The organism is Nocardia africana NBRC 100379 (assembly GCF_001612635.1).
GTDB classification, from domain to species: domain Bacteria; phylum Actinomycetota; class Actinomycetes; order Mycobacteriales; family Mycobacteriaceae; genus Nocardia; species Nocardia africana.
Genome location: NZ_BDAV01000002.1, coordinates 256467 through 277770, shown reverse-complemented (window position 1 = coordinate 277770; position 21304 = coordinate 256467). Strand labels below are relative to the sequence as shown.

Here is a 21304-nt window from a genome sequence, read left to right as displayed (position 1 = left end):
ACCCCGGTAATTCCCGTGCGAGCAGTTGTTTGCCTCACGTGGGGAGGTCCCCGATTTCCGCACCCCGACCGCCATACTTGACGGGTGCTCGATACCGCCGGGACTCTCACAACGCTGCGTACGCGCGGCGTTGTGGTCTATCGGCGAGGCCTGCGGCTGCTGCGGCGGCTCGAGGACGACATCATCGCGCTCAACTACGTCGGACTGGTCACCGCGACAGTGTTTTTCGCCTGGTCGGTGACGCCGTCGCTACTGCCGCGCGACTGGTTGTTCCAGGGCCTGATCAGCGGTCTGAATGCCGCCATCGGGTACGGCGTGGGCTGTCTGCTGGAGTGGGGCTTCCGCAGACTGATCCGGCCGCGCTTGCGTTTTCGCACGCCGTCGCTGCGGATTCGCTACGCGGTGAAGGTGACGATCCTGACGATCTGCCTGCTCACCGCGCTCTACATGCTGGTCCTCTCGGCCGACTGGCAACGGCAGATCTACGGCCTGATGGGTATGGAAGGCACCACGCGCGCCGCCTATCTGCGCACCGGGGCGCTCAGTCTCGCGGTGGCCGCGCTGGTGGTGGCGATCTACCGGACGGTGCGGTGGATCGTGCAGTTCTTCGCACGTCTGCTCAGCCGCTGGGTGCGGGTGCCGCCGAAGCTCGCCCCGAGCGCCGGCTCGATCGTGCTGGCCGTGATGGTGGTGCTGCTGTTCAACGGTGTGCTGTCGCAGGGCTTCTTCACCGTCGCCAACTCGGCCTTCAGCGTGCGCAACGACAAGATGACGCCGTACGCGGTGCAGCCGAGCGCACCCGAGCGCTCCGGCAGCCCCGCCTCCCTCGCCGCATGGGACACGCTCGGTTCGGAGGGGCGGTGGTTCGTCTCGCACGGTCCCGATGCCTTCCGGATCGGCGCGGTGACGGGTAAGCCCGCGCGCGAACCGGTTCGGGTCTACGTCGGTCTCGGGTCGGCGGCCGAGGGGCAGACCCAGGAAGAGCTGGCGGTCGCCGAACTCGAACGCACGCACGCCTTCGACCGCAAGGTGCTGGTGATCGTCACCACCACCGGAACCGGATGGGTGAACTCGACGACAGCGGGCGCACTCGAGTACATGTACGGCGGCGACACCGCGATCCTCGCCTCGCAGTATTCGTATCTGCCGAGTGTGCTGTCGTTCCTCGCGGACCGGCAGAAGGTCGCCGTGGCGGGGAAGAAGATGTTCGACGCGGTCTACGCCGCCTGGTTGGCGCGGCCGGCGCAGTCGCGGCCGAAGTTGCTGGTCTACGGGGAGAGCCTGGGTTCGCAGGGGTCGGAGGCGGCCTTCGACGGGCTGGCCGATCTGCGTGCCAAGGTCGACGGCGCGCTCTGGGTGGGGCCGCCGAATTCGAATCGGTTGTGGAGACAGTTCGTCGAGCGCCGCGACCCCGGTACCCGCGAGGTGGAACCGATCTACGCCGACGGCCTGGTGGTTCGATTCGCCTCCGGCGCGGCAGATCTGACGAAGCCGTCGCCGGAATGGCGGCATCCACGCATCGCCTATCTGCAACATCCCTCCGACCCGATCGTCTGGTGGTCGCCGGATCTGATCTTCTCCCAACCGGATTGGCTCTCCGAGCCGCGCGGCTCCGACGTGTCCACGCAGATGCGCTGGTGGCCGCTGGTCACCTTCTGGCAGGTCGCCGCCGACCTGACCAACGCCCAGGGGGTCAGCGACGGGCACGGTCACAACTACGGCACCCTGGTCCTCGACGGCTGGGCCGCGGTACTGCCGCCCCCGGACTGGAATCCGCAACTGCAGGAGACCATCCGGACTCAGCTGGAACTGTCGGAAGCGTACGAACGCGCGGTCAAATGAGAGGCGGAATGGTCGCCGCGACGGCGCACTCGCGGAGGGCGCCATGAGTAACCACGGGTGGGTGCGTACGGTTCTGGCATCCGGCGTCGCCCTGGTGTGGAGCAATCTGGCGCTGCCGCGACTGGGACCGATACGGGCTCGCACGGTCGCCAACGCCGCGTTCGCGACCGCATATGCCGCTCTCTTCGGCGGGCGGCCGCACTGGCTGGCACGACGCGGATTTCACTGGGGCGCAGCGATATTCGGTGCGGTCGGTACCGCGTATGCCATCGCCCTCGCGGTCCCGGAATTCCGTGATCGGATCGCGGAGTTCACCGATCGCGAGCCCGAGGTGAGTACCGCCGAGTGGGTCTGCCTCCACATTCCGGTGGGAACCGTGTACAGCGAGGAGCTCATCTTCCGGGGAACTCTGGATCGGCTGGTCGACGATGCGGGGCCCGTGCGGAGGTATTGCGGCGCATTGGTATTCGGCCTGTGGCACATTCATCCGGCACGGTCCGCAGGCGACAGCATCCCGGTAACCGTCGCCGCCACCACCGCGGGTGGCCTGCTCTTCTCGTGGCTTCGCCGCCACACCGGCAGCGCGACGGCGCCCGCCCTCGCCCATCTCGCCTTGAATGCCGGCGGTGCCCTGGCCCCGCCCGCGGCGGCTGCGCTGCGCGGCCGGCACACAGCTCGTGCCTGTTGACGATTGTGGACAGTTCGCGTCGACGGTCCGACAGGCTGCCCCCGTCACCCGCCCACCACATGCGCGAGATGTCCGGGCGGCTCGCTACGCTCGGTGGAATGGCGCGACGTTCGGCTGTGGACCCTGCTCAGGTGCGTGATTCGGTGGCGGCGGTCGGAGCGTGGCTGCGCGACGAGTCGGCGGCACAGCCGGGACGGTCCGAACTTGCGGCGGCGGTGCGCGGGACCGCGCGGAGTCTGGCAGCGGCGGCGCCGGGCGCCTCGGTGGAGGTGCGGGTGCCGCCGTTCGTGGCGGTGCAATGTATCGAGGGCCCGCGGCACACCCGGGGGACGCCGCCGAATGTGGTGGAGACCGACGCGCGGACGTGGCTGTTGCTCGCGACGGGACTGCTCGATTTCGAGGCCGCGGTGGATTCGGGGGCGTTGAGCGCCTCCGGAATCCGGGCGGGGGAGTTGGCCCGCTGGCTGCCGCTGGTCGCGCTGTGACCTAGGCCGGAGCGGGTTCGGTGCGGTTGATCGGCTTGCGCTCCAACCCTTTTCGGTCGTAGAAGCGCGTCACGACCAATCCGAGCACCACGCCGATCGTGAGGCCGAGCACGGTCATCCAGAATCCACGCGTGAAGCCGGCGGCGCCGTTGCCGTCGAAATACAGCAGCGAACGCACCGCCAGGAACACCTGGTGCATGGGTTCGAAGGTGGCCAGCCAGCCGAGGTACTTCGGTGTCGCCTCGATCGGCACGGTGCCGCCCGAGGACGGCAGGCCCAGCACGATGAACAGGACCATGTTCACCAGCAGTCCGGCCGAGCCGATCGCGGCCAGGATGGAGATTCCGGTGAAGCCGACCGCGATGATCGCGAGCACCCCGTAGAGGTACAGGCCCAGCGGATTGTCCAGTGGCATCCCCAGCGCCGCGCCGATGCCGAGCAGTATCGCGGAGACCACCACCGCGGCCACCGTCATGACCGCCCATTTGATCAGCAGCGTGCGGAGTCTGGAGACGGGGGTGGCGGGATAGTGCACGTACCACGGCCCGTATTCGGTCGGGACGAACCCGAGGGCCGAGTCGATCATCGTGTGCACGATCATCGCGCCGAGCATGCCCGCCATCAGCAACAGCAGTGCGTAGAAGAACGCCGTCAGGCCCTGGCCCGATCCGCCGGGCAGGGGATGGAACTCCTGCACCAGAATCTGTAGCGGTTGCGCGAGGGTGAGGCGGGTCGCACCGGACAGTTCGGGGGCCGGTGGGCCGCCCGGCGCCGGGGTGAGCTGAGCCCGCACCTGCTCGATGAGCTGCTGTCCCACCTTGTCGTTGATCTGGGGCAGCGCCTCATTACCGAAACGCACCACGATCTGCGTGGCGTAGGTGCCCGAGCGCGGATTGGTCATCAAGGTGATGATCGGACGCTCGATATCGCCGGGTATGACACTTCCCACACCGAGAATCCCCAGCCGCTTGCTGAAATCGCTCGGGATGACGACCGCACCATAAACTTGGCCGTTCTGCATCTGCTGCTGGGCCTCCGGGAGCCCGAGTGCGCGCAGATCGATCTGGTCGGCGGGCACGGCGCTACGCAGCCCCTCGGCGACCTGATCGCCGAAGTTCACCTGCTTCTGCTGGCCGGGTGCGCCGAGAGTCTCACCCACATCCTGGTTGACCAGGGCGATCGGGAAATCGTGCAGATTCCGCTGGGGGTCGACGACATAGTCGAGATACAGCAGACCCAACAGCGCCGCCACCACTGAGAGAACCGCCACAGGGAACATCCATCGAAACGGAAATAGCCCTCGTAGATTTCGACTTTGTAGTGCGGTGTCGGTGCTCGCCACGGTCGAACCGTAGCAGCAAACAGCGCGCCACCCGGCGGATCCGGACGTGGGTTTCGCGCGGATGACCCGTAGAATGACGAGTGCCCCCCGCCCGACTAACAGGGAGCAAACGGTGACCCACGCCGATCTGTCGATCCCGAAGACCGCCGCAGGCCGAAACACCTCCGCAGTCGACGAGCCCGAGAACGAGCCCCGCGAGGAGTGTGGCGTCTTCGGCGTCTGGGCTCCGGGCGAGGATGTGGCCAAGCTCACGTACTACGGCCTCTACGCACTGCAGCACCGGGGCCAGGAGGCCGCCGGTATCGCGGTGGCAGATGGTTCGCAGGTCCTGGTGTTCAAGGATCTGGGCCTGGTCTCGCAGGTCTTCGACGAGCAGACGCTGGCGGCGATGCCGGGGCATATCGCCATCGGGCACTGCCGGTACTCGACCACCGGTTCCACCATCTGGGAGAACGCTCAGCCGATCTTCCGCACTACGGCCGTCGGCACCGGACTCGCGTTGGGACACAACGGAAATCTGGTCAACACCGCCGAGTTGGCGACGCGTGCCAGGGAATTGGGTCTGATCAACGGCCGCCTGCCGGGCAGTGCGATCACCGCCACCTCGGATTCGGATGTGATGACCGCGCTGCTGGCCCATGCCGCGGCCGACAAGAGCATCGAGCAGGCGGCCATGGAGTTGCTGCCGACGTTGCGCGGCGCCTTCTGCCTGACCTTCATGGACGAGCACACCCTCTATGCGGCGCGGGATCCGCAGGGTGTGCGGCCGCTGTGCCTGGGCCGCCTCGATCGCGGCTGGGTGGTTGCGAGCGAGACCGCCGCGCTCGACATCGTGGGCGCCTCGTTCGTGCGTGAGATCGAGCCCGGCGAACTGCTGGCGATCGATGCCGATGGAGTTCGTTCGCTGCGGTTCGCCAATCCCGAACCGAAGGGCTGTGTCTTCGAATACGTCTATCTGGCCCGGCCGGATTCGACGATCGCCGGTCGCTCGGTGCACGCCACCCGGGTCGACATCGGCCGTCGGCTGGCCGCCGAACACCCCGTCGACGCCGATCTGGTGATTCCGGTACCGGAATCCGGGACGCCGGCCGCGGTGGGCTACGCCCAGGGATCCGGCGTGCCCTACGGCCAGGGCCTGATGAAGAACGCCTACGTGGGCCGCACCTTCATCCAGCCCAGCCAGACCATCCGCCAGCTCGGCATCCGGCTCAAGCTCAACCCGCTGCGCGAGGTGATCCGCGGGAAGCGGTTGATCGTGGTCGACGACTCGATCGTGCGCGGCAACACCCAGCGCGCGCTGATCCGCATGCTGCGCGAGGCGGGGGCGCTGGAGATCCATGTGCGCATCGCCTCCCCGCCGGTGAAGTGGCCCTGCTTCTACGGCATCGACTTCGCCTCGCCGGCCGAGTTGATCGCCAACGGCGCCGGGCCGGAAATGGCCGAGGGGTCGCAGGATTCGGAAGCGGCGATGGTCGAGAGCGTGCGACGTTCCATCGGTGCCGACAGCCTGGGCTACATCTCGCTCGAGGGCATGATCGCGGCCACCGAGCAGCCGCGCACCCGGCTGTGCTGCGCCTGCTTCGACGGCAAATACCCGATCCCGCTGCCCGACGAGGCCGCCGTCGGCAAGAACGTCCTCGAGGGGATCCTCTCCGGTAAGCCGGAATCGGAACTCCTGGGCGAGAATGCCAACGCGAGCGCGCTGAGCCGCCCCTGAGTGTGACGTCGCCGCCGGGCCGGTCGTCACAGGGCCCGGCGTGTTCCTTGAATGGTCGAGTCCTCCTGTGGCGCAAGGACTTTCGATGCTGCGCCGGTCCGAGGGCTAGAGGCTCGGTGACGTGCTCGGCGGTGTGAGCAATCCGCCGAGCATCATCAGAATGCACTGCTCGGCCTCGGCGCCGGCCGCATCCGGATCGTCGGCGTGCGCGACGATCATGCCCGCTTCGGTGACCGCGGCCAGAATCAATTGGGCCAGAGTCCGGATCGGGACCGCGGGCGCGAGGCCGGACTCCACCGCCGACTCCAGCTGATTCATGATCAGCCCGAGTCCGTGGCGCGCTTCCATCTCCCGCCAGCCCTGCCAGCCGAGGACCGCCGGACCGTCCGACATGGCGATCCGGACCGTTTCCGGGCGGCGGCTGATCACGAGGAACGTGTGCAGGCCGGTCGCCATCGCGGCCAGCAGGTCGGCCGGGTCGGGCAGGGTATCGATCGCATGCCGGATCTCCTCGGTGTTGTCCGCCTCCAGCTGTTCCAGTACCGCGATGAACAGGCCGCGCTTGTCGCCGTAGTGGTGATGCAGCGCGCCGCGGGTGACACCGGCCTCCGCGACGATCTCCTCCGCCGAGACCGCGGAATATCCGCGTTCGCCGAACAGCCGCCGCCCGACCGACTCGAGACTCGCCCGCGTCGCGCGTGATCTGTCCTCCTGGCTACGGCGTGGCATGCAGCCGAGTGAACTCCACGATCAACCGGCTGAGCAACTCGGGCTGGTCCTCGGAGACGAAGGTGAGTGAATCCTCGATCGTGCGCAGGGTCGCGTCGGGCAGATCGTGCGCCAGCCGCTGTGCGAAATCCAGCCGGAACACCTTGTCCTCCGGGGCCCAGGCCAGCAGTACCGGCAGATCCCATTCGCCGAACGTGCGCGCGGCCGCGAGGGTGTGGCGCTTGTGAATATCGCGCAGGAACCGGCGCAGGTCGGCGCGGATGGCCGCGGAGTTGCGGCTCGGCAGCAGATAGGAATCGGCGATCTCGTGCGGCAGCGGCTGCTTGGTGACCAGCCCGTAGGCGATGGGCAGCCGCTGCGCCGGCCGGAAACGCAGGCTCTGCAGAACCGCGGTGAGCAGGCCGGGTACGCGCGAGAGCCGAGGCAGCGGCGTGAACGGCTGCGGGAAGAACTTCTCGTAGGCGTCGCAGTTGGTGAACACCACGCGCCCGACTCGGCTGCGATCGCGCGACAGCATGATCTGCGTGATAGCCCCGCCGGTGTCGTTGGCCACCAGGGTGACGTCGGTGAGATCGAGTTCCCGCAGGAACGCGGCGATCAGATCGGCCGCACCGGTAGGGGAGAGGTCGGCGGCGGGCATCGGTTCCGAATGGGAGCCGAACGGCCAATCCGGGGTGAGGCAGCGATGGCCGGCGGCGGCGACGTCCGGCACCACCTTGCGCCACAGATCGGCGTTGACGAGCAGGCCGTGGACGAAGACGACGGGTGAGCCGGAACCGGTGTCGTGATAGTGGATGCGGCCGCCCGGCACGGCGACGTGTCGAATCGGGCCGAGGCTGGTGCTGCTGATTCCCATGACGTGCCTTCCGGAGTGGGGGTGATGTGTTCCAGAGTTACCTACATACGGTATGTATGTCAATGGTGCATGTGACGGTAGCCTCGAATCCGTACGTGCAGCCGAACACCGGTGCAGTCTCGTTATCCGACTCGGGTAGCGTGATCAGGCATCTGTCCGCCGATTCGGTTTGGAGCTTTCCCGAACAATGACTGAGCAGACCCCGAGTGGTGCCGGTGTGAACGACACCGGCGCCGACGAGGCCCAATCCGGAGGCGCGTCCTACGCCGCCGCCGGTGTCGACATCGAGGCCGGCGACCGCGCAGTCGAGTTGTTCGCGCCGCTGGCCAAGAAGGCCAGCCGGCCCGAGGTGCAGGGCGGTCTGGGCGGTTTCGCCGGATTGTTCGCGCTCAAGGGTGGCTACCGGGAACCGCTGCTGGCCGCCTCCACCGACGGTGTGGGCACCAAGATCGCGGTCGCGCAGGCGCTGGACAAGCACGACACGGTCGGCCTGGACCTGGTCGCCATGGTCGTCGACGATCTGGTCGTCTGCGGCGCGGAACCGCTGTTCCTGCAGGACTACATCGCCGTCGGCAAGGTGGTTCCGGAACGGGTCGCGCAGATCGTCTCCGGTATCGCCGAGGGCTGCATCCAGGCCGGATGTGCGCTGCTGGGCGGCGAGACGGCCGAGCACCCGGGTCTGATGGGCGCCGACGACTACGACATCTCCGCGACCGGCGTCGGTGTCGTGGAGGCGGACGAGGTGCTGGGCCCGGATCGGGTCCGGCCGGGCGACGTGGTCATCGCGATGGGCTCCTCGGGCCTGCATTCCAACGGCTACAGCCTGGCGCGCCGGGTGCTGCTCGATATCGATCGGATGGCGCTCACCGGGCACGTCGAGGAATTCGGCCGCACCCTGGGCGAAGAGTTGCTGGAACCTACCAAGATCTATGCCAAGGATTGTCTGGCGCTGATCGCGGAGACCGATGTGCGGACCTTCGCCCATGTCACCGGCGGCGGGCTGGCGAACAATCTCGCCCGGGTGCTGCCGGCCGGGCTGGTCGCCGAAATCGACCGCGGCACCTGGAATCCCGCGCCGATCTTCAAACTGATCGCGCAGCGCGGCCGGGTCGAGCGGGCGGAGATGGAGAAGACCTTCAACATGGGCGTCGGCATGGTCGCCGTCGTCGCCCCCGAGGATGCCGATCGTGCGCTCGCGGTGCTGACCGCGCGGCATATCGAATGCTGGACCCTGGGATCGGTCAAGAAGGCCAAGGATGCCGATGCCGCCCGCGTGGCGCTGCTCGGGGAACATCCCAGGTTCTGACCCGACATGCGATCGCCTCCTCGCGCCGGTACGGCCCGGTGTGAGGAGGCGATCGTCGTTCGGCTGAGCGGTTGCGGCATGCGGAGGCAACCGGCTGCGGCGCGGCCGGGGCGGCAGTGTGCCGGGGTACGTTCAATCCGGGTCACGCCGCCCTCGGTATCACTGATACCTGCGGCGGCGACCCGTACTACGAGCCCTCATCGAGGTGAAGAACGGTCGATCTATCGGCCGAAAACGCTGCCGACGTGCGAAGGGGGAGGCCCCTCAGGCCTCCCCCTGCACACGTCGATCCGAGTCAGCGGCGCCAGTCGTCGTAGTCCTCATCTTCCTCCCAGCGCTTGAGCGATTCGTCCGAATCGTGCTCTTCGGACAGCACACCGCTCCGCCGGGGGGTGTGCCCCGACAGCTCGCGCTGAAGGCTCGCGAAGTCGGTCGACGGCGAGCTGTACTTCAGCTCGCGTGCAACCTTGGTCTGCTTTGCCTTAGCCCGGCCACGGCCCATGGCTGACCCCCTCGCGTCACTGCGGGGCGGCCTGGGGTGGTTGGCGGCCCCGTTCGAATTAATAATCTTCCTGACAGACACTTTAGCGTGTGTCAGGCGGTCGCGCTTCCAGGAGTGGGTGAAGACTCCGGAACATCGACCGTTCGCGGGGCGGTCGCGCGGGGGTTCGCCGAAATGGTGGGCTGCTACACCGCACCCGGGATTGCCCGGATGATGCCGACCCTGGCCCCGCCGCCCAGGACCGGCGGGCCGGCGAGCGCGGCGTGGGCCTCGGTCCACTCGACGCCCATACGCTGGAGAATCGCCTGCGTCAGGGGCATCCGGGCCCGGTCGTGGCCGTCGTCGATCTTGTAGGCGAAGGCGCGCCCGTCCGGCAGCGCGCCCGCGTGCACACCGTCCGCCCCGATCTTGCAGACCAGCCCGGGGGTCGCGCGCATGGTCTCGAGATCGGGGGCATCCGTGCCCGAAATCACTCGCGGATGGTGGCGAATCGCGTCCGCGACCCGGCGCTCCGGCGTTCCGGGGGCCGCGGTGGCGAGGCCGGCGTAGGCACGGGCGAGGTTGATCAGCGAGACCGGGACGATCGGCAGGCCGCAGCCGTCGATGCCGAGGTCGGTCTCGGGTTCGCCGGTGATCTCGGCGATCGTCGCCGTGACCGCCTGCTGCAGCGGATGCGAGAGGTCGAGATATCCGGTCACCGGCCAGCCGTTGATCACACAGGTCGCAAGCATCGCGGCATGTTTGCCCGAGCAGTTCATGTAGATCTTGCGCGGGGCCGACCGCCGGTCGCGACCGGCCAGTGCCTCGGCGCGGGCCTGTTCGCCCATCGGCAGATCCGGCGGGCATTCCAGACTGTTCTCGTCGAAGCCGAAGCGGTCCAGCAGCCGCCGTACCAGCGCCAGATGGTCGGGTTCGCCGAAATGCGAGGCGGTGGCGATGGCGAGTTCGGCCTCGTCGACCGGCTCGAAACCGTTGCGCAGCAAGGTGATCGCCTGCATGGGTTTGTTGGTCGAGCGCGGGAAGATCGGCAGATGTACCTCACCCAGGGCGAGCGAGGGCTCCCCGTCGGGTTCGACGATCACCACCGACCCGCGGTGGACACATTCGCGGAAGCCGGAGCGAACCACTTCCACCAGTTCCACACTCATGGCCGGTCTCCTCGCTCCACGTCACCGCATGCCGTCGCATCCGCTGCCTTCGCCCGCGCCGCCGCCCCGCTCGGCATCACCGCGTGCGGGGTACCGGCTCCGGTCGCCGCCGGCCTCGACGTCGTCCGGCTCGGTGTCGCATCCGTCGCCGCGGCGATGCCGAACCCTTCGGAGGGTGCGGCGGCCCGCGCCCGGCCGGCGGCCCGCCGCGCATGCCGGGCGATCTGCATGCGCACGTCGTCGGAGATCGTCGGTTCGGCGGCGAGCAGATGCTCCAGCCGTGCCGGATCGTGGCCGGTGAACAGGTCGCGCACCGTGATGCCGTGCTCGGGGATGTGGTCCACGTGCACCCGGTCGCCGGCGCCGATCGTGCCTTCGGTCAGCACCCGCAGGTAGGCGCCGGTATCGGCCCGCAGCGTGAAGCGCTTGACCCACTGCTTCTCGCCGGACCAGTGCCCGAAGGTCGCGCACGGCACGCGCGGCGCGCTGACCTCGAGCAGGGTGTCGCCGATGCGCCAGCGTTCACCGAGCACGGCATCGCTGACCGGCAGCCCGGATACTCGCAGATTCTCACCGAACCAGCCGGGCGCCAACGTGCGGCCCAGCTCCTCGCCCCACCGCCGCGCGTCCTCGTCGGCGTAGGCGTAGACGGCCTGGTGGACGCCACCGTGATGTTTCGTATCGCAGACGCGGTCCCCGGCCAGTCCCAGCGCACGGACCGCCACCCGGGAGGCGACCGGGCGTTTGTCGATCGCGGTCCGGCCGACCCGGCTCACCTTCGCGGGCACCTCGAGTTCGGCATGGAGCACACAGACCGCGAGGACGTGGCCGATCGCGCCGATTTCCCGGGGCGCTGCGGGCGCGCTCACCGGCCGCGCAACTTGTCCACGGCGAGCCGGCCGGCCTGCGGCTCGTCATCGGACGGGATCGAATCCGGATCGATGGCGGCGGCCATCGGACCGGCCTCCAGCCGGGTGTCGGCGGTGATGGCACGTTTGACCAGCGCCAATGCGATCGGCCCGAGTTCGTAATGGTCGATCACCGTGCCGAGGCGGCCGACCGCGCGGCCGCCGGCGGTCACCGCGTCACCGGCCGCGGGCCGGGCATCGGCGGAGCCGTCCAGGTGCAGCAGCACCAGATGCCGCGGCGGTTTACCGAGATTGTGGACACGGGCGACGGTTTCCTGCCCGCGATAGCAGCCCTTGTTCAGATGGACCGCGCCGAATTCCTCCGGGCCGCCGATCCAGTGGGCCTCGTGCGGAATGGTCCGATCGTCGGTGTCGACGCCGATGCGCGGGCGCAACGCCGCCACTCGCAGCGCCTCGAATGCCCACAGCCCGGCCGGTTCGGCGCCGGCCGCGGTCAGCGCCGACCACAGTTCGCTCAGCCGGTCACGCGGCACGACCAGGTCGTAGGAATCCGCGGTAGGCCATGGCATGCGGCGCAGGAACCCGCCACCGGGCAGCGCGACCGCGCCGTACACCTCCGGCAGCGCGGCGACGCCCAGTGCCGCGGTCAGCTCGCTCACCCGCGGCCCCAGTAGGGTCAGGACCGCGTGGTCCGGTGCGGCCTCGGGTTTCGCGTCGGCCCAGAAGACCATCTTCTGCAGAAAGTCGAGCAGTGCGGGGCCGCGGTCCCCTTCGGTATCGATCCACACCGTGCCGTCGAGTTCGGTGAGCACGAAGTGGTGCTGCACGCGGCCGTTGAGGTCCAGATCCAGATTCTCGGCGGACCGGCCGTCGCTCAGCTCGGCGATGTGCTGGCTGGAGATCGTGTGCAGCCAGCTCAGCCGTTCGGCGCCGGTGATCCTCGCCACGAAACGGTGGGAACGGTCCACGAGGGCCACGCGCTGGGCCGCGGCACGCTGTTCCCCGAAGGGATCGCCGTAATGCCAGGCGACCGCGGCATCGGGACTTTCGGGCGGGCCGGGCACGGCCCCTGGGAGACCGAGCAGTGGACTGGGGGCGGCAACCACGGACACGTTTTCCACAATAGGCGGTCGCGCCGGCCCGCGCCGCGCCACGGGTTGCCGGGGGTATGCGGTGAGTATGCCGTGGATACGCCTGTCGGCGCGGGGCTCGCCCGGGCGTTGCCCGACGATTGCGTACCCACGCCTGATGCGCTCGATTCGCCTAGGCTGCCACGCATGGTGGATCGAGTTCTGGTGACACTCGACGGTACCGTCCGGAATCCGGACGAGCCGTTGCTCTACGCGGACGATATCGGCGCGTTGCGCGGCGACGGCGTCTTCGAGACGGTGCTGGTGCGGGACGGCAAAGCAAGTGCACTGGAATTACATCTGGCTCGGCTACGCCGCTCGGCCCAGGCGCTGGACCTGCCCGACCCCGATGTCGCCCAGTGGCGCACCGCGGTGGAGTCCGCGGTCAAGGAATGGGGATCCGACCGCGAGGGCGTCTTGCGCATGATCGTGACCCGGGGCCGCGACGGCGCCGAGTCCACGCGTGCCGGTTCCGGTGAACTGTCCGGCCCGGCACCGGATCTCACCGGTTACGTGCTGGTGAGCCCGGTCGCCGAGCGGGTCAGTAAGGCTCGCGCCGAAGGTATTTCGGTGATCACCCTCACTCGGGGCATTTCCACCGACCTCGCCACCACCGCCCCGTGGTTGCTGCTGGGCGCCAAGACGCTCTCCTACGCGACGAATATGGCGGCGCTGCGCTTCGCGGCCCGCCAGAACGCCGACGATGTGATCTTCACCAGTACCGAGCATCGCGTGCTGGAAGGTCCGCGCTCGACGGTCGTGATCCAGCGCGACAAGCAGTTGCTCACCCCGCCCGCGCGGGACGGCGTACTGCCCGGCATCACCCAGCGAGCATTGTTCGCCGAGGCGGGCAAGGCCGGCTGGGACTGCGGCTACAAGTCGCTGTTCACCGCGGATCTCGTTACCGCCGACAGTGTTTGGCTACTGTCGAGCATCACGCTGGCCGCGCGGGTGGCGACGCTGGACGGCCTGCGGATGTCGGCGCCGGACTGTGCCGACGAGATCGTGGATCTGGTGAATCGCGGGATCGAGCGGGCCTGGAATATCGCCGACTGGACCTGATTCGACTGCGGTGTCGGAGCGTCGGAACCTCCGAACCCGTTACTACGCAGCAATAATTGTTGGGATGTCGTGACGTAGGACTCGTTGCTCCACGGCTGTTCCGGCGTAGGCTCTACTACGACATGTCGTAGTACGTGTGGATGTCCCGCATGACACAGGAGGCCGCCGGATGGATGTCGTCGACGTCTCACGTTGGCAGTTCGGGATCACGACCGTCTATCACTTCATCTTCGTACCGCTCACCATCGGCCTCGCGCCGATGGTCGCCGGGATGCAGACCGCATGGGTGATCACGGGTAAGGATCATTGGTATCGGCTGACGAAGTTCTTCGGCAAATTATTCATGATCAACTTCGCGCTCGGTGTCGCCACCGGCATCGTGCAGGAGTTCCAGTTCGGCATGAACTGGAGTGAATACTCCCGCTTCGTCGGCGACGTATTCGGCGCCCCGCTGGCCATGGAGGGGCTGGCCGCGTTCTTCCTGGAATCGACCTTCCTTGGCCTGTGGATCTTCGGCTGGTCGCGGCTGCCGAAACTGGTGCACCTGGCCACCATCTGGCTGGTCGCGATCGGCGTGAACGCCTCCGCCTACTTCATCATCGCCGCCAATTCGTTCATGCAGCATCCGGTCGGCGCCCGCTACAATCCCGAATCCGGGCGCGCCGAACTGGAGAGCATCGGCGCATTGCTGACCAACAACACCGCGTTGGCGGCCTTCCCGCACGTCGTCGCGGGCGCGTTCCTCACCGCCGGCACCTTCGTGGCCGGGATCGGCGGCTGGTGGATGGTCCGCAACGCCCGCTCGGGTCATCCGGAGCTGATGGCGGAGGCGCGCGGTATGTGGCGGCCCGCCGCCCGCGCCGGGATGTGGGTGATCGTGATCGCCGGCATCGCACTGGTATTCACCGGCGACATCCAGGGCAAGCTGATGTTCAAACAGCAGCCGATGAAGATGGCCTCGGCGGAATCGTTGTGCCACACCCAAACCGATCCGAACTTCTCGGTGCTCACCGTGGGCACGCACAACAACTGCGACAGCGTCACCCATGTCATTCAGGTGCCGGGTGTGCTGCCGTATCTCGCCGAGGGCCAGTTCAGCGGCGTGACGCTGCAGGGCGTGAAGGACTTGCAGGTCAGCTACAACGAGAAGTTCGGGCCCGGCGACTACCGGCCCAACCTGTTCGTCACCTACTGGACCTTCCGCGCGATGATCGGCTGGGCGATCGGTTCGGCGGCCATCGCCTTACTGGGCTTCTGGATGACTCGCCGTGGCCGGGTGCCCGATCAGAACTGGTTCAAATGGCTGAGCCTGATCTGTATCCCCACCCCGTTCCTCGCCAACAGCGCCGGCTGGGTGTTCACCGAGATGGGCCGCCAGCCGTGGGTGGTCGCACCGAATCCCACCGGTAATCCCGCCATCCGGATGACCGTGCAGCAAGCCGTCTCCGGACATACCGCCGGCACCGTGCTGACCTCGCTGATCGTCTTCACGCTGGTGTACGGCGTCCTGGCGATCGTGTGGTTCTTCCTGATGCGGCGCTATGTGATCGAAGGGCCCGAACAGCCACCCGCGGAGACGGAAACGCCTGCGGTCGAGAAACTTTCGTTCGCGTACTGAGGAGCCGAGGATGAGTCTGCCCGAATTCTGGTTCTTGCTGATCGGTGTCCTGTTCACCGGCTACTTCGTGCTCGAGGGTTTCGATTTCGGCGTCGGAATACTGATGCCGATCATCGGCCGCGGCGACGAAACGCGAAAACGCGCCGTACTCAACACGATCGGGCCGGTCTGGGACGGCAACGAGGTGTGGCTGATCACCGCGGGCGGTGCGATGTTCGCCGCCTTCCCGGAGTGGTACGCCAGTCTGTTCTCCGGGTTCTACCTGGCGCTGCTGCTGATTCTGGTGGCGTTGATCGTGCGCGCGGTGGCGATCGAATGGCGTGGCAAGATCCACGATCCGCGCTGGTACAAGTGGTGTGACGCCGCGATCGTCTTCGGCTCCTGGGTGCCCGCGTTGGCCTGGGGACTGGCTTTCGCGAATATCGTCCACGGGGTACAGCTCAACGCGCACAAGCAGATCGAGGGCGGTCTGCTCGGCCTGATCAACCCCTACGGGCTGCTCGGCGCCCTGACGCTGCTGCTGCTGTTCATCCTGCACGGCGCGGTGTTCATCGCCTTGAAGACCGGTGGCGATATTCGCGAGAGCGCCGAGCGGATCGCCCGCATGATCTGGTTGCCGGCCACCGTGGTCGCCGCCGCGTTCGCGTTGTGGACCCAGTTCGCCCACGGCCAGGGCTGGACCTGGATTCCGTTGGGCCTGGCGGTCTTCGGCCTGCTACTCGCCGGTGGTGCGGTGCTGCGGCATCGCGACGGCTGGGCGTTCACCGGCACCGCCGTCACCGTGGTCGCCGCGATCGTGCTGCTGTTCGGTGCGCTGTTCCCGTATGTGCTGCCGTCCACCATCGACGCCGCCTACGGGCTGACCGTCGACGGCCGGATGGTCGACGGGCATCCCACCGTCAGCGCCTCCTCCACGCATTACACGCTGGTGGTGATGAGCTGGGTCGCGGTGGTGCTGACTCCGGTCGTGCTGGTCTACCAGGGCTGGACGTACTGGGTCTTCCGCAAGCGCATCACCGTCGAGCAGATCCCCGCGCCCATCGGCCTGTCGATGCGCAGCGGCGCGCGGTAGGTCCCCATGGCCCGACCCGTCGATCCCCGGCTCTGGCGCCACGCCCGCTCGGCCCGCCGATATCTGATCCTCAGCGTGGGACTGTCGCTGGGGATCACGGCGGGCATCGTGGTCGCGGCGCTGATGCTGGCCCGGATCGCGGCGGGCGTGATCACCGACCCCGGGCAGCGCACGGTCGGCGCGTGGACCGCCGAGCTGGCGATCCTGGCCGCGGCGATCGCGGTGCGGACGGTGGCGAACTGGTGGCAGTCGCGGCTGGCGCATCGAGCCGGCGCGCAGGTGGTCGCGGAGTTGGAGAATTCCGTCCTGGCCGCCGGCGCGGCCCTGCCACCGCGCGAACTGGACCGGCGGCGAACCGAACTCGCGGTGGTGGTCGGCGACGGACTGGGCGGATTGCGCGCCTACCTCACCGGATATCTGCCGGCGTTGCTGCTGGCGGTACTGGTACCGCCCGTCGTGCTGGCCGTGATCGCCGTGCACGATCTCACCGCGGCGATCATCATCCTGGTGACGCTGCCGCTGATCCCGATCTTCATGATCCTGATCGGGCTGATGACCCAGGGTCGTGCCGCCGACGCCCTGGCCGCCACCACCCGGCTGTCGGACCAGATGCTCGACCTGTTCGCCGGGATGCCGACGCTGCGGGCGCTCGGGCGGGAAACCGGTGCGGCCGAGGACGGTGCGCCGACCATGCGGCATCGGGTGCGCGAGCTCGGCGAGGCGCTGCACAGGCGGACCATGGCGACGCTGCGGATGGCGTTCCTGTCGTCGATGGTGCTGGAGATGCTGGCGACCCTGTGCGTGGCACTGGTCGCCGTGTCGATCGGCATGCGGCTGGTCTTCGGGCATATGGGCCTGTACGCCGGTCTGCTTGGCCTGATCCTCGCCCCGGAGGTCTATCTGCCGCTGCGAGCGGTGGGGGAGAGATTCCATGCGGCACAGGACGGAATGGCCGCTGCGGAACGGGCTTTCACGGTACTGGAGCCGGACCCCGCCGAGGCGGGGGACCTGTCCGCGGCCGTCGCCGATGCGGAGGATGTCTCGGTGGCGGCGCCCACCGGAGTTTCGCGGGCAGATGACCGCGGTGCCCGCCGATCCGGCGAGCCGCCCGCGGTGGAGGTCCCGGTCGAACCGGGGACCGGAGATGTCGAACTGTGTGACGTGTGGGTGCGCGCACGGGACGGGTACGCGCCCGCCGGACTGTCGGGTGTGCTGCGACCGGCAGCGGTGACCGCCCTCATCGGACCCAACGGGAGCGGGAAATCGACTGCGCTGCAAGTGATATTGGGCCTGATGGCGCCGGAACGGGGTGCGGTCCTGGTTGGCGGGCGCCCGGTCGGTGAGCTCGATCCGGACGGGTGGTGGTCGCATATCGCCTGGTTGCCGCAGCGCCCGGTGCTGCTGCCCGGCACCTTGCGCGAGAACCTCGAACTCTTCGGCGCCCGTGCCGGCGCTGCCGGGCGCGGTGATGCCGCCCACGACGCCGACGCTGTCGACAACGCGTGCAGGGCAACAGGTTTCGACACCGTCCTCGCCGAACTTCCGGACGGGTGGGACACCGTGGTGGGCCCCGGTGGCATCGGTCTGTCCCTCGGCCAACGCCAACGCCTGGCATTGGTCCGCGTGCTGGCGGCAGACCGCCCGATTCTGCTGTTCGACGAGCCCACCGCCCACCTCGACGAGCACAGCGAAACCACCGTTCTCGCCGCCCTCACCGAACGGGCCCGCGCGGGCGCGACGGTCGTCGTGGTCGCGCACCGGCCCACCGTGCTGGCCATCGCCGACCACATCATCGAGGTGCCCGCGCGGCCCGCGCCCGAACCGGCGGAAACCTTTGCCGCACACCGTGAGTCGGACGATCGCGAACTCTGCCGGACGATGACCGGGGAGTGGGCGCCGTGAAATCCCTGTGGGCCGAACTGCGTGAGCTGCGGCGGGTTTCGGAGATCTCCCCGTGGCGCGTGCTCGTATCGATCTGCTGGGGGACGATCGCGCTGGGCAGTGGACTCGCGCTGGCGGCGCTGGCGGCGTGGCTGATCGCGCGGGCGTGGCAGATGCCGCCGGTGCTGGACCTCAGCGTCGCCGTGGTCGCGGTGCGGGCGCTGGGTATCTCCCGCGGGCTGTTCCGCTACATCGAGCGGCTGGCGACCCACGACGTCGCACTGCGTGCGATGACCACCGCCCGCACGGCGGTGTATTCGGCGTTGGCGCGCACCGATATCTCGTCCCTGCGCCGCGACCGCGCCGGCCTCCGAGGCCGGGAAGGAGACTCCGGTGTCGGCGCCGGACGGGAGACCGGGCTGCTGCGCCGGGGCGACCTGCTCACCCGGATCGGTGCGGATATCGATGACCTCGGCGCCGTGATCGTGCGTGCGGTGGTTCCCATCGCGGTCGCGATTCTGCTCTCGCTCGCCGCCGTCGCCCTGCTCGCCACGATTTCCGTGCCGGCCGGGGTGATTCTGACGGTGGCCCTGCTGGTTTCCGGCGGGTTCGCGCCCTGGCTCTCCGCGCGCGCGGCGCGTGACGCGGAACTGGCGGTGCAATCCGATCGTGCCGAATTCCGGGCCGCGGCCGTGACCGTGCTCGATCACGCCCCCGAACTGCGGGTCGCCGGACGGCTCGAGACGGCGATGACGGCCGCCACGACCGCCGCCGAGCGCGCGGTGCGTGCCGAGGACCGGGCGGCCTCGCGCAGCGCGTGGGCGGCCGCGGCGACCCCGTTGTCGATCGGCGCCAGTGTGCTCGGTGCCTTGCTGATCGGAATCGTGTTGTACGGCAACGGCTTCGGAGCGCCGGCCGAGCCACTGCAACCCGCACCGGCCGGTGGGATCAGCCCGATGGCCTTCGCGATACTGGTACTGCTGCCACTGTCGGCATTCGAGGCCGTGGGGGTGCTGCCCGCCGCGGCGCAAGCCCTCACCAAGGGCCGCGCCGCCCTACGCCGCATTCGTGCCCTCGACCCGGTCGAGCCGGCGTCGCGGGCTGTCCGCCCCGACGACATCGCCTCCGACGACAATGCCTCCGACGACAATGCCACCGACGACAATGCCACCGACGACAATGCCACGGCGCCGGCCGATGACGCGTCCGGTGATCTGCGTGCCCGGCTGATACGGACGCTGCCCGACCTCCCGCCGGGCCGCCGGATCGCGGTGGTGGGCCCGAGCGGGGCGGGTAAGACCACGCTGCTGATGAACTGGGCCGGACTGTTCGATACCCCGCGCCCCGGCCGCACCTTCTTCGCCGAGGATGCCCACGTGTTCGGCACCTCGGTCCTGGAGAACCTCCGCGTGGCCCGCGGCGACGTGACCGATACGGAAGCCGAAAGCGCCCTGCGCGCGGTCGGTTCCGGGCCGTGGCTCGATACCCTGCCGGAGGGGCTGGAAACGGATCTGGTCGGCGGCGCGGCCGCACTCTCGGGCGGGCAGCGCCGTCGTCTGCTGCTGGCACGCGCTCTCGTCGCCCCCGCCGACACCCTGCTCCTGGACGAACCCACCGAACATATGGAGGCGGCGGCGGGCGCCGAACTGCTGCGCGCACTGCTCGACGAAACCAGCGGTCTCGTCGACCCGGACCGCACGGTGGTTGTCGTGACCCACCAGCTGCCCGCCGATCACCGCGCCGACACCGTGGTCACGGTCGCACCCGGCGGCGAGATATCGATCACTCGCCGCGTCGCCGCTTGACTCGGCGTAACCCCAGGTCGGTGGCGCGATTCGGCTCTGCGAAAAATCCGTTGCAGCCTCTCGGCCGCGGCCGGTAGTTTCGTCTGTACACGGGAAAGGAGGTGGTTCGAAGAATGGATATTCAGAGGACGCGTGAGGTGGCTGCCGGTTGAGCGCCACAGCCGCGGTCCCCGTACCGCGGCCCGCTGCAGTGGATTCGGTCCCCGCGCGAGCGCTGAACTAATCCAAGGCAGTCACCCGGCCCCCGAGCCCCCGGTTTGTCCGACCGGGACCCGCGACGAGATCGAATCTCCGCGGGAACGGCTCGGGGGCCGTACCCGTTTCCGAGTGAGTCCCCTCATCCGTCGAGATACGCGATCGACATCGACTTGACCGACCCCGGCCGAAGGCTCTGAGGCCGGGGCTCGGATCAGCCGATGTAGCGCTGGAGGCGGGCGGAGAGGCGGGGCTTCAGGGCGCCGTCGGCCTCTACTCGTTCCTCGACGTAGCCGAGGTCGCCGCCTTCGACGATGCCGTAGAGGCGTTTGGCGCCGCCGACCACCGCGCCGGACTGGCTGCGGATCACGACATCGGTGGCCAGTTCCCAGGACGACTGGGTGAGGGCCTGGCCGTAGAAGAGTTCGACGATTCCGGAGCTGTGGGTCAGCAGGAGTTCGATGACCTCGTCGTCGCCGTCGATGCCGACCCGCCAGAAGCCGCTCTCGCGCAGATCGGGGCCGGAATAGTTGCCTTCGGCGTCGAGGACCCAGGAACGGGAATCCCAGGACAGATAGTCGCCACCGTCGTGGGAGACGATGATCTGCTGGCCGAAGTGGTAGTCGCCGCCGCGCTCGGGATCGTTGCCCTCGCCTTCACCGCGCCAGACGCCCACCAGCGGCAGCAGCGCGAGCATGGAGGCGCTCAGATCCGGACCCAGCCGCAGATTCGCGGTGTCCTCGGGCAGCGGCAGACCCGGCAGCTGCGGAATGTTGCGGCCGCCGGTGGATTTGGCGCGCTCGGCAGCCTCGGCTACCGCGTCGTCGCCACTGCGGCGAGCCGCGTCGTCGCCACTGCGGCGAGCCGCATCATCGGTACTGCGGCGAGCCGCATCATCGGTACTGCGGCGAGCCGCATCATCGGCACTGCGGCGAGCCGCGTCATCGCTCTCGCGCCCCTCGGCGTGCGCCTGTGAGGCGTGACCGTTGGTCGCTGCGTTGTCGACGTTCTCGCTCGCCGAATCGGTCACGACTCGGTGAAGAGCCGGTAGAGGACG

At 68.6% G+C, this 21304-nt stretch carries 17 protein-coding genes and 1 pseudogene; 10 read left to right on the top strand and 8 right to left on the bottom strand.

Annotated features, from left to right (window positions below; translation table 11 throughout):
- The first annotated feature begins 84 nt into the window (after positions 1-84).
- The 3 genes from NA3_RS02745 to NA3_RS02735 all read left to right on the top strand — a co-directional run bounded on the left by NA3_RS02745 (position 85) and on the right by NA3_RS02735 (position 3015).
- Entirely contained in the window at positions 85-1842 is a 1758-nt protein-coding gene (locus tag NA3_RS02745) for an alpha/beta hydrolase (protein ID WP_062961972.1), read from the top strand.
- A 43-nt stretch (positions 1843-1885) separates the two neighbouring features.
- A complete protein-coding gene (locus NA3_RS02740; protein ID WP_062961971.1) occupies positions 1886-2530 on the top strand; it encodes a CPBP family intramembrane glutamic endopeptidase in 645 nt (214 codons plus the stop codon).
- Between the two features lie 98 nt (positions 2531-2628).
- On the top strand, positions 2629-3015 hold the full coding sequence (locus tag NA3_RS02735) for a sterol carrier family protein (protein WP_062962046.1): 387 nt from the start codon (positions 2629-2631) through the stop codon (positions 3013-3015).
- 1 nt (position 3016) lies between these two features.
- Here the strand turns inward: NA3_RS02735 and NA3_RS02730 are convergent, their stop codons facing one another.
- Positions 3017-4294 carry a YhgE/Pip domain-containing protein gene (locus tag NA3_RS02730; protein ID WP_062961970.1) on the bottom strand — a complete coding sequence of 426 codons (1278 nt, stop codon included), beginning with the start codon at positions 4292-4294 and terminating at the stop codon, positions 3017-3019.
- Positions 4295-4469: 175 nt separating this feature from the next.
- Here NA3_RS02730 and purF point away from each other — a divergent pair, with 175 nt between their 5' ends.
- Positions 4470-6074 (top strand): amidophosphoribosyltransferase, encoded by a 1605-nt coding sequence (purF, locus tag NA3_RS02725; RefSeq protein WP_062961969.1) that lies wholly within the window; start codon positions 4470-4472, stop codon positions 6072-6074.
- Between the two features lie 105 nt (positions 6075-6179).
- Here purF and NA3_RS02720 read toward each other — a convergent pair whose 3' ends face one another.
- Together NA3_RS02720 and NA3_RS02715 are read right to left on the bottom strand one after the other, a co-directional pair.
- Positions 6180-6803 carry a TetR/AcrR family transcriptional regulator gene (locus NA3_RS02720; protein WP_062961968.1) on the bottom strand — a complete coding sequence of 208 codons (624 nt, stop codon included), beginning with the start codon at positions 6801-6803 and terminating at the stop codon, positions 6180-6182.
- Entirely contained in the window at positions 6790-7659 is an 870-nt protein-coding gene (locus NA3_RS02715) for an alpha/beta fold hydrolase (protein WP_062961967.1), read from the bottom strand. Before NA3_RS02715 ends, NA3_RS02720 begins: the two co-directional genes overlap by 14 nt.
- A gap of 187 nt (positions 7660-7846) precedes the next feature.
- On the opposite strand from NA3_RS02715, the gene purM reads away from it, so the two are divergent.
- Positions 7847-8965 (top strand): phosphoribosylformylglycinamidine cyclo-ligase, encoded by a 1119-nt coding sequence (gene purM / locus NA3_RS02710; protein WP_051024195.1) that lies wholly within the window; start codon positions 7847-7849, stop codon positions 8963-8965.
- A gap of 295 nt (positions 8966-9260) precedes the next feature.
- On the opposite strand, the gene NA3_RS02705 is transcribed toward purM, so the two are convergent.
- From NA3_RS02705 to ygfZ, 4 genes and pseudogenes are all read right to left on the bottom strand, one after another.
- Positions 9261-9467, bottom strand: a complete 207-nt coding sequence (locus tag NA3_RS02705) for a DUF3073 domain-containing protein (protein ID WP_036497777.1) — start codon at positions 9465-9467, stop codon at positions 9261-9263.
- 185 nt (positions 9468-9652) lie between these two features.
- Positions 9653-10615, bottom strand: a complete 963-nt coding sequence (locus NA3_RS02700; RefSeq protein WP_062961966.1) for an asparaginase — start codon at positions 10613-10615, stop codon at positions 9653-9655.
- Positions 10616-10818: 203 nt separating this feature from the next.
- A pseudogene (locus tag NA3_RS02695) lies at positions 10819-11457 on the bottom strand (MOSC domain-containing protein); the annotation flags it as partial.
- Between the two features lie 23 nt (positions 11458-11480).
- On the bottom strand, positions 11481-12596 hold the full coding sequence (gene ygfZ / locus NA3_RS02690) for a CAF17-like 4Fe-4S cluster assembly/insertion protein YgfZ (RefSeq protein WP_372464253.1): 1116 nt from the start codon (positions 12594-12596) through the stop codon (positions 11481-11483).
- A 165-nt stretch (positions 12597-12761) separates the two neighbouring features.
- On the opposite strand from ygfZ, the gene NA3_RS02685 reads away from it, so the two are divergent.
- The 5 genes from NA3_RS02685 (at position 12762) to cydC (ending at position 20052) form a co-directional block, all read left to right on the top strand.
- Positions 12762-13676, top strand: a complete 915-nt coding sequence (locus NA3_RS02685; RefSeq protein ID WP_062961965.1) for an aminodeoxychorismate lyase — start codon at positions 12762-12764, stop codon at positions 13674-13676.
- Between the two features lie 169 nt (positions 13677-13845).
- A complete protein-coding gene (locus NA3_RS02680) occupies positions 13846-15294 on the top strand; it encodes a cytochrome ubiquinol oxidase subunit I (RefSeq protein ID WP_062961964.1) in 1449 nt (482 codons plus the stop codon).
- Positions 15295-15304: 10 nt separating this feature from the next.
- A complete protein-coding gene (gene cydB, locus NA3_RS02675) occupies positions 15305-16366 on the top strand; it encodes a cytochrome d ubiquinol oxidase subunit II (protein WP_062961963.1) in 1062 nt (353 codons plus the stop codon).
- 6 nt (positions 16367-16372) lie between these two features.
- A complete protein-coding gene (gene cydD / locus NA3_RS02670; protein ID WP_063917266.1) occupies positions 16373-18268 on the top strand; it encodes a thiol reductant ABC exporter subunit CydD in 1896 nt (631 codons plus the stop codon).
- Positions 18265-20052, top strand: a complete 1788-nt coding sequence (gene cydC, locus NA3_RS02665; RefSeq protein WP_084490973.1) for a thiol reductant ABC exporter subunit CydC — start codon at positions 18265-18267, stop codon at positions 20050-20052. The genes cydD and cydC overlap by 4 nt, the downstream gene beginning before the upstream one ends.
- 409 nt (positions 20053-20461) lie before the next feature.
- Here cydC and NA3_RS02660 read toward each other — a convergent pair whose 3' ends face one another.
- Entirely contained in the window at positions 20462-21277 is an 816-nt protein-coding gene (locus NA3_RS02660; protein ID WP_062961962.1) for a heme-binding beta-barrel domain-containing protein, read from the bottom strand.
- Between the last annotated feature and the right edge of the window lie 27 nt (positions 21278-21304).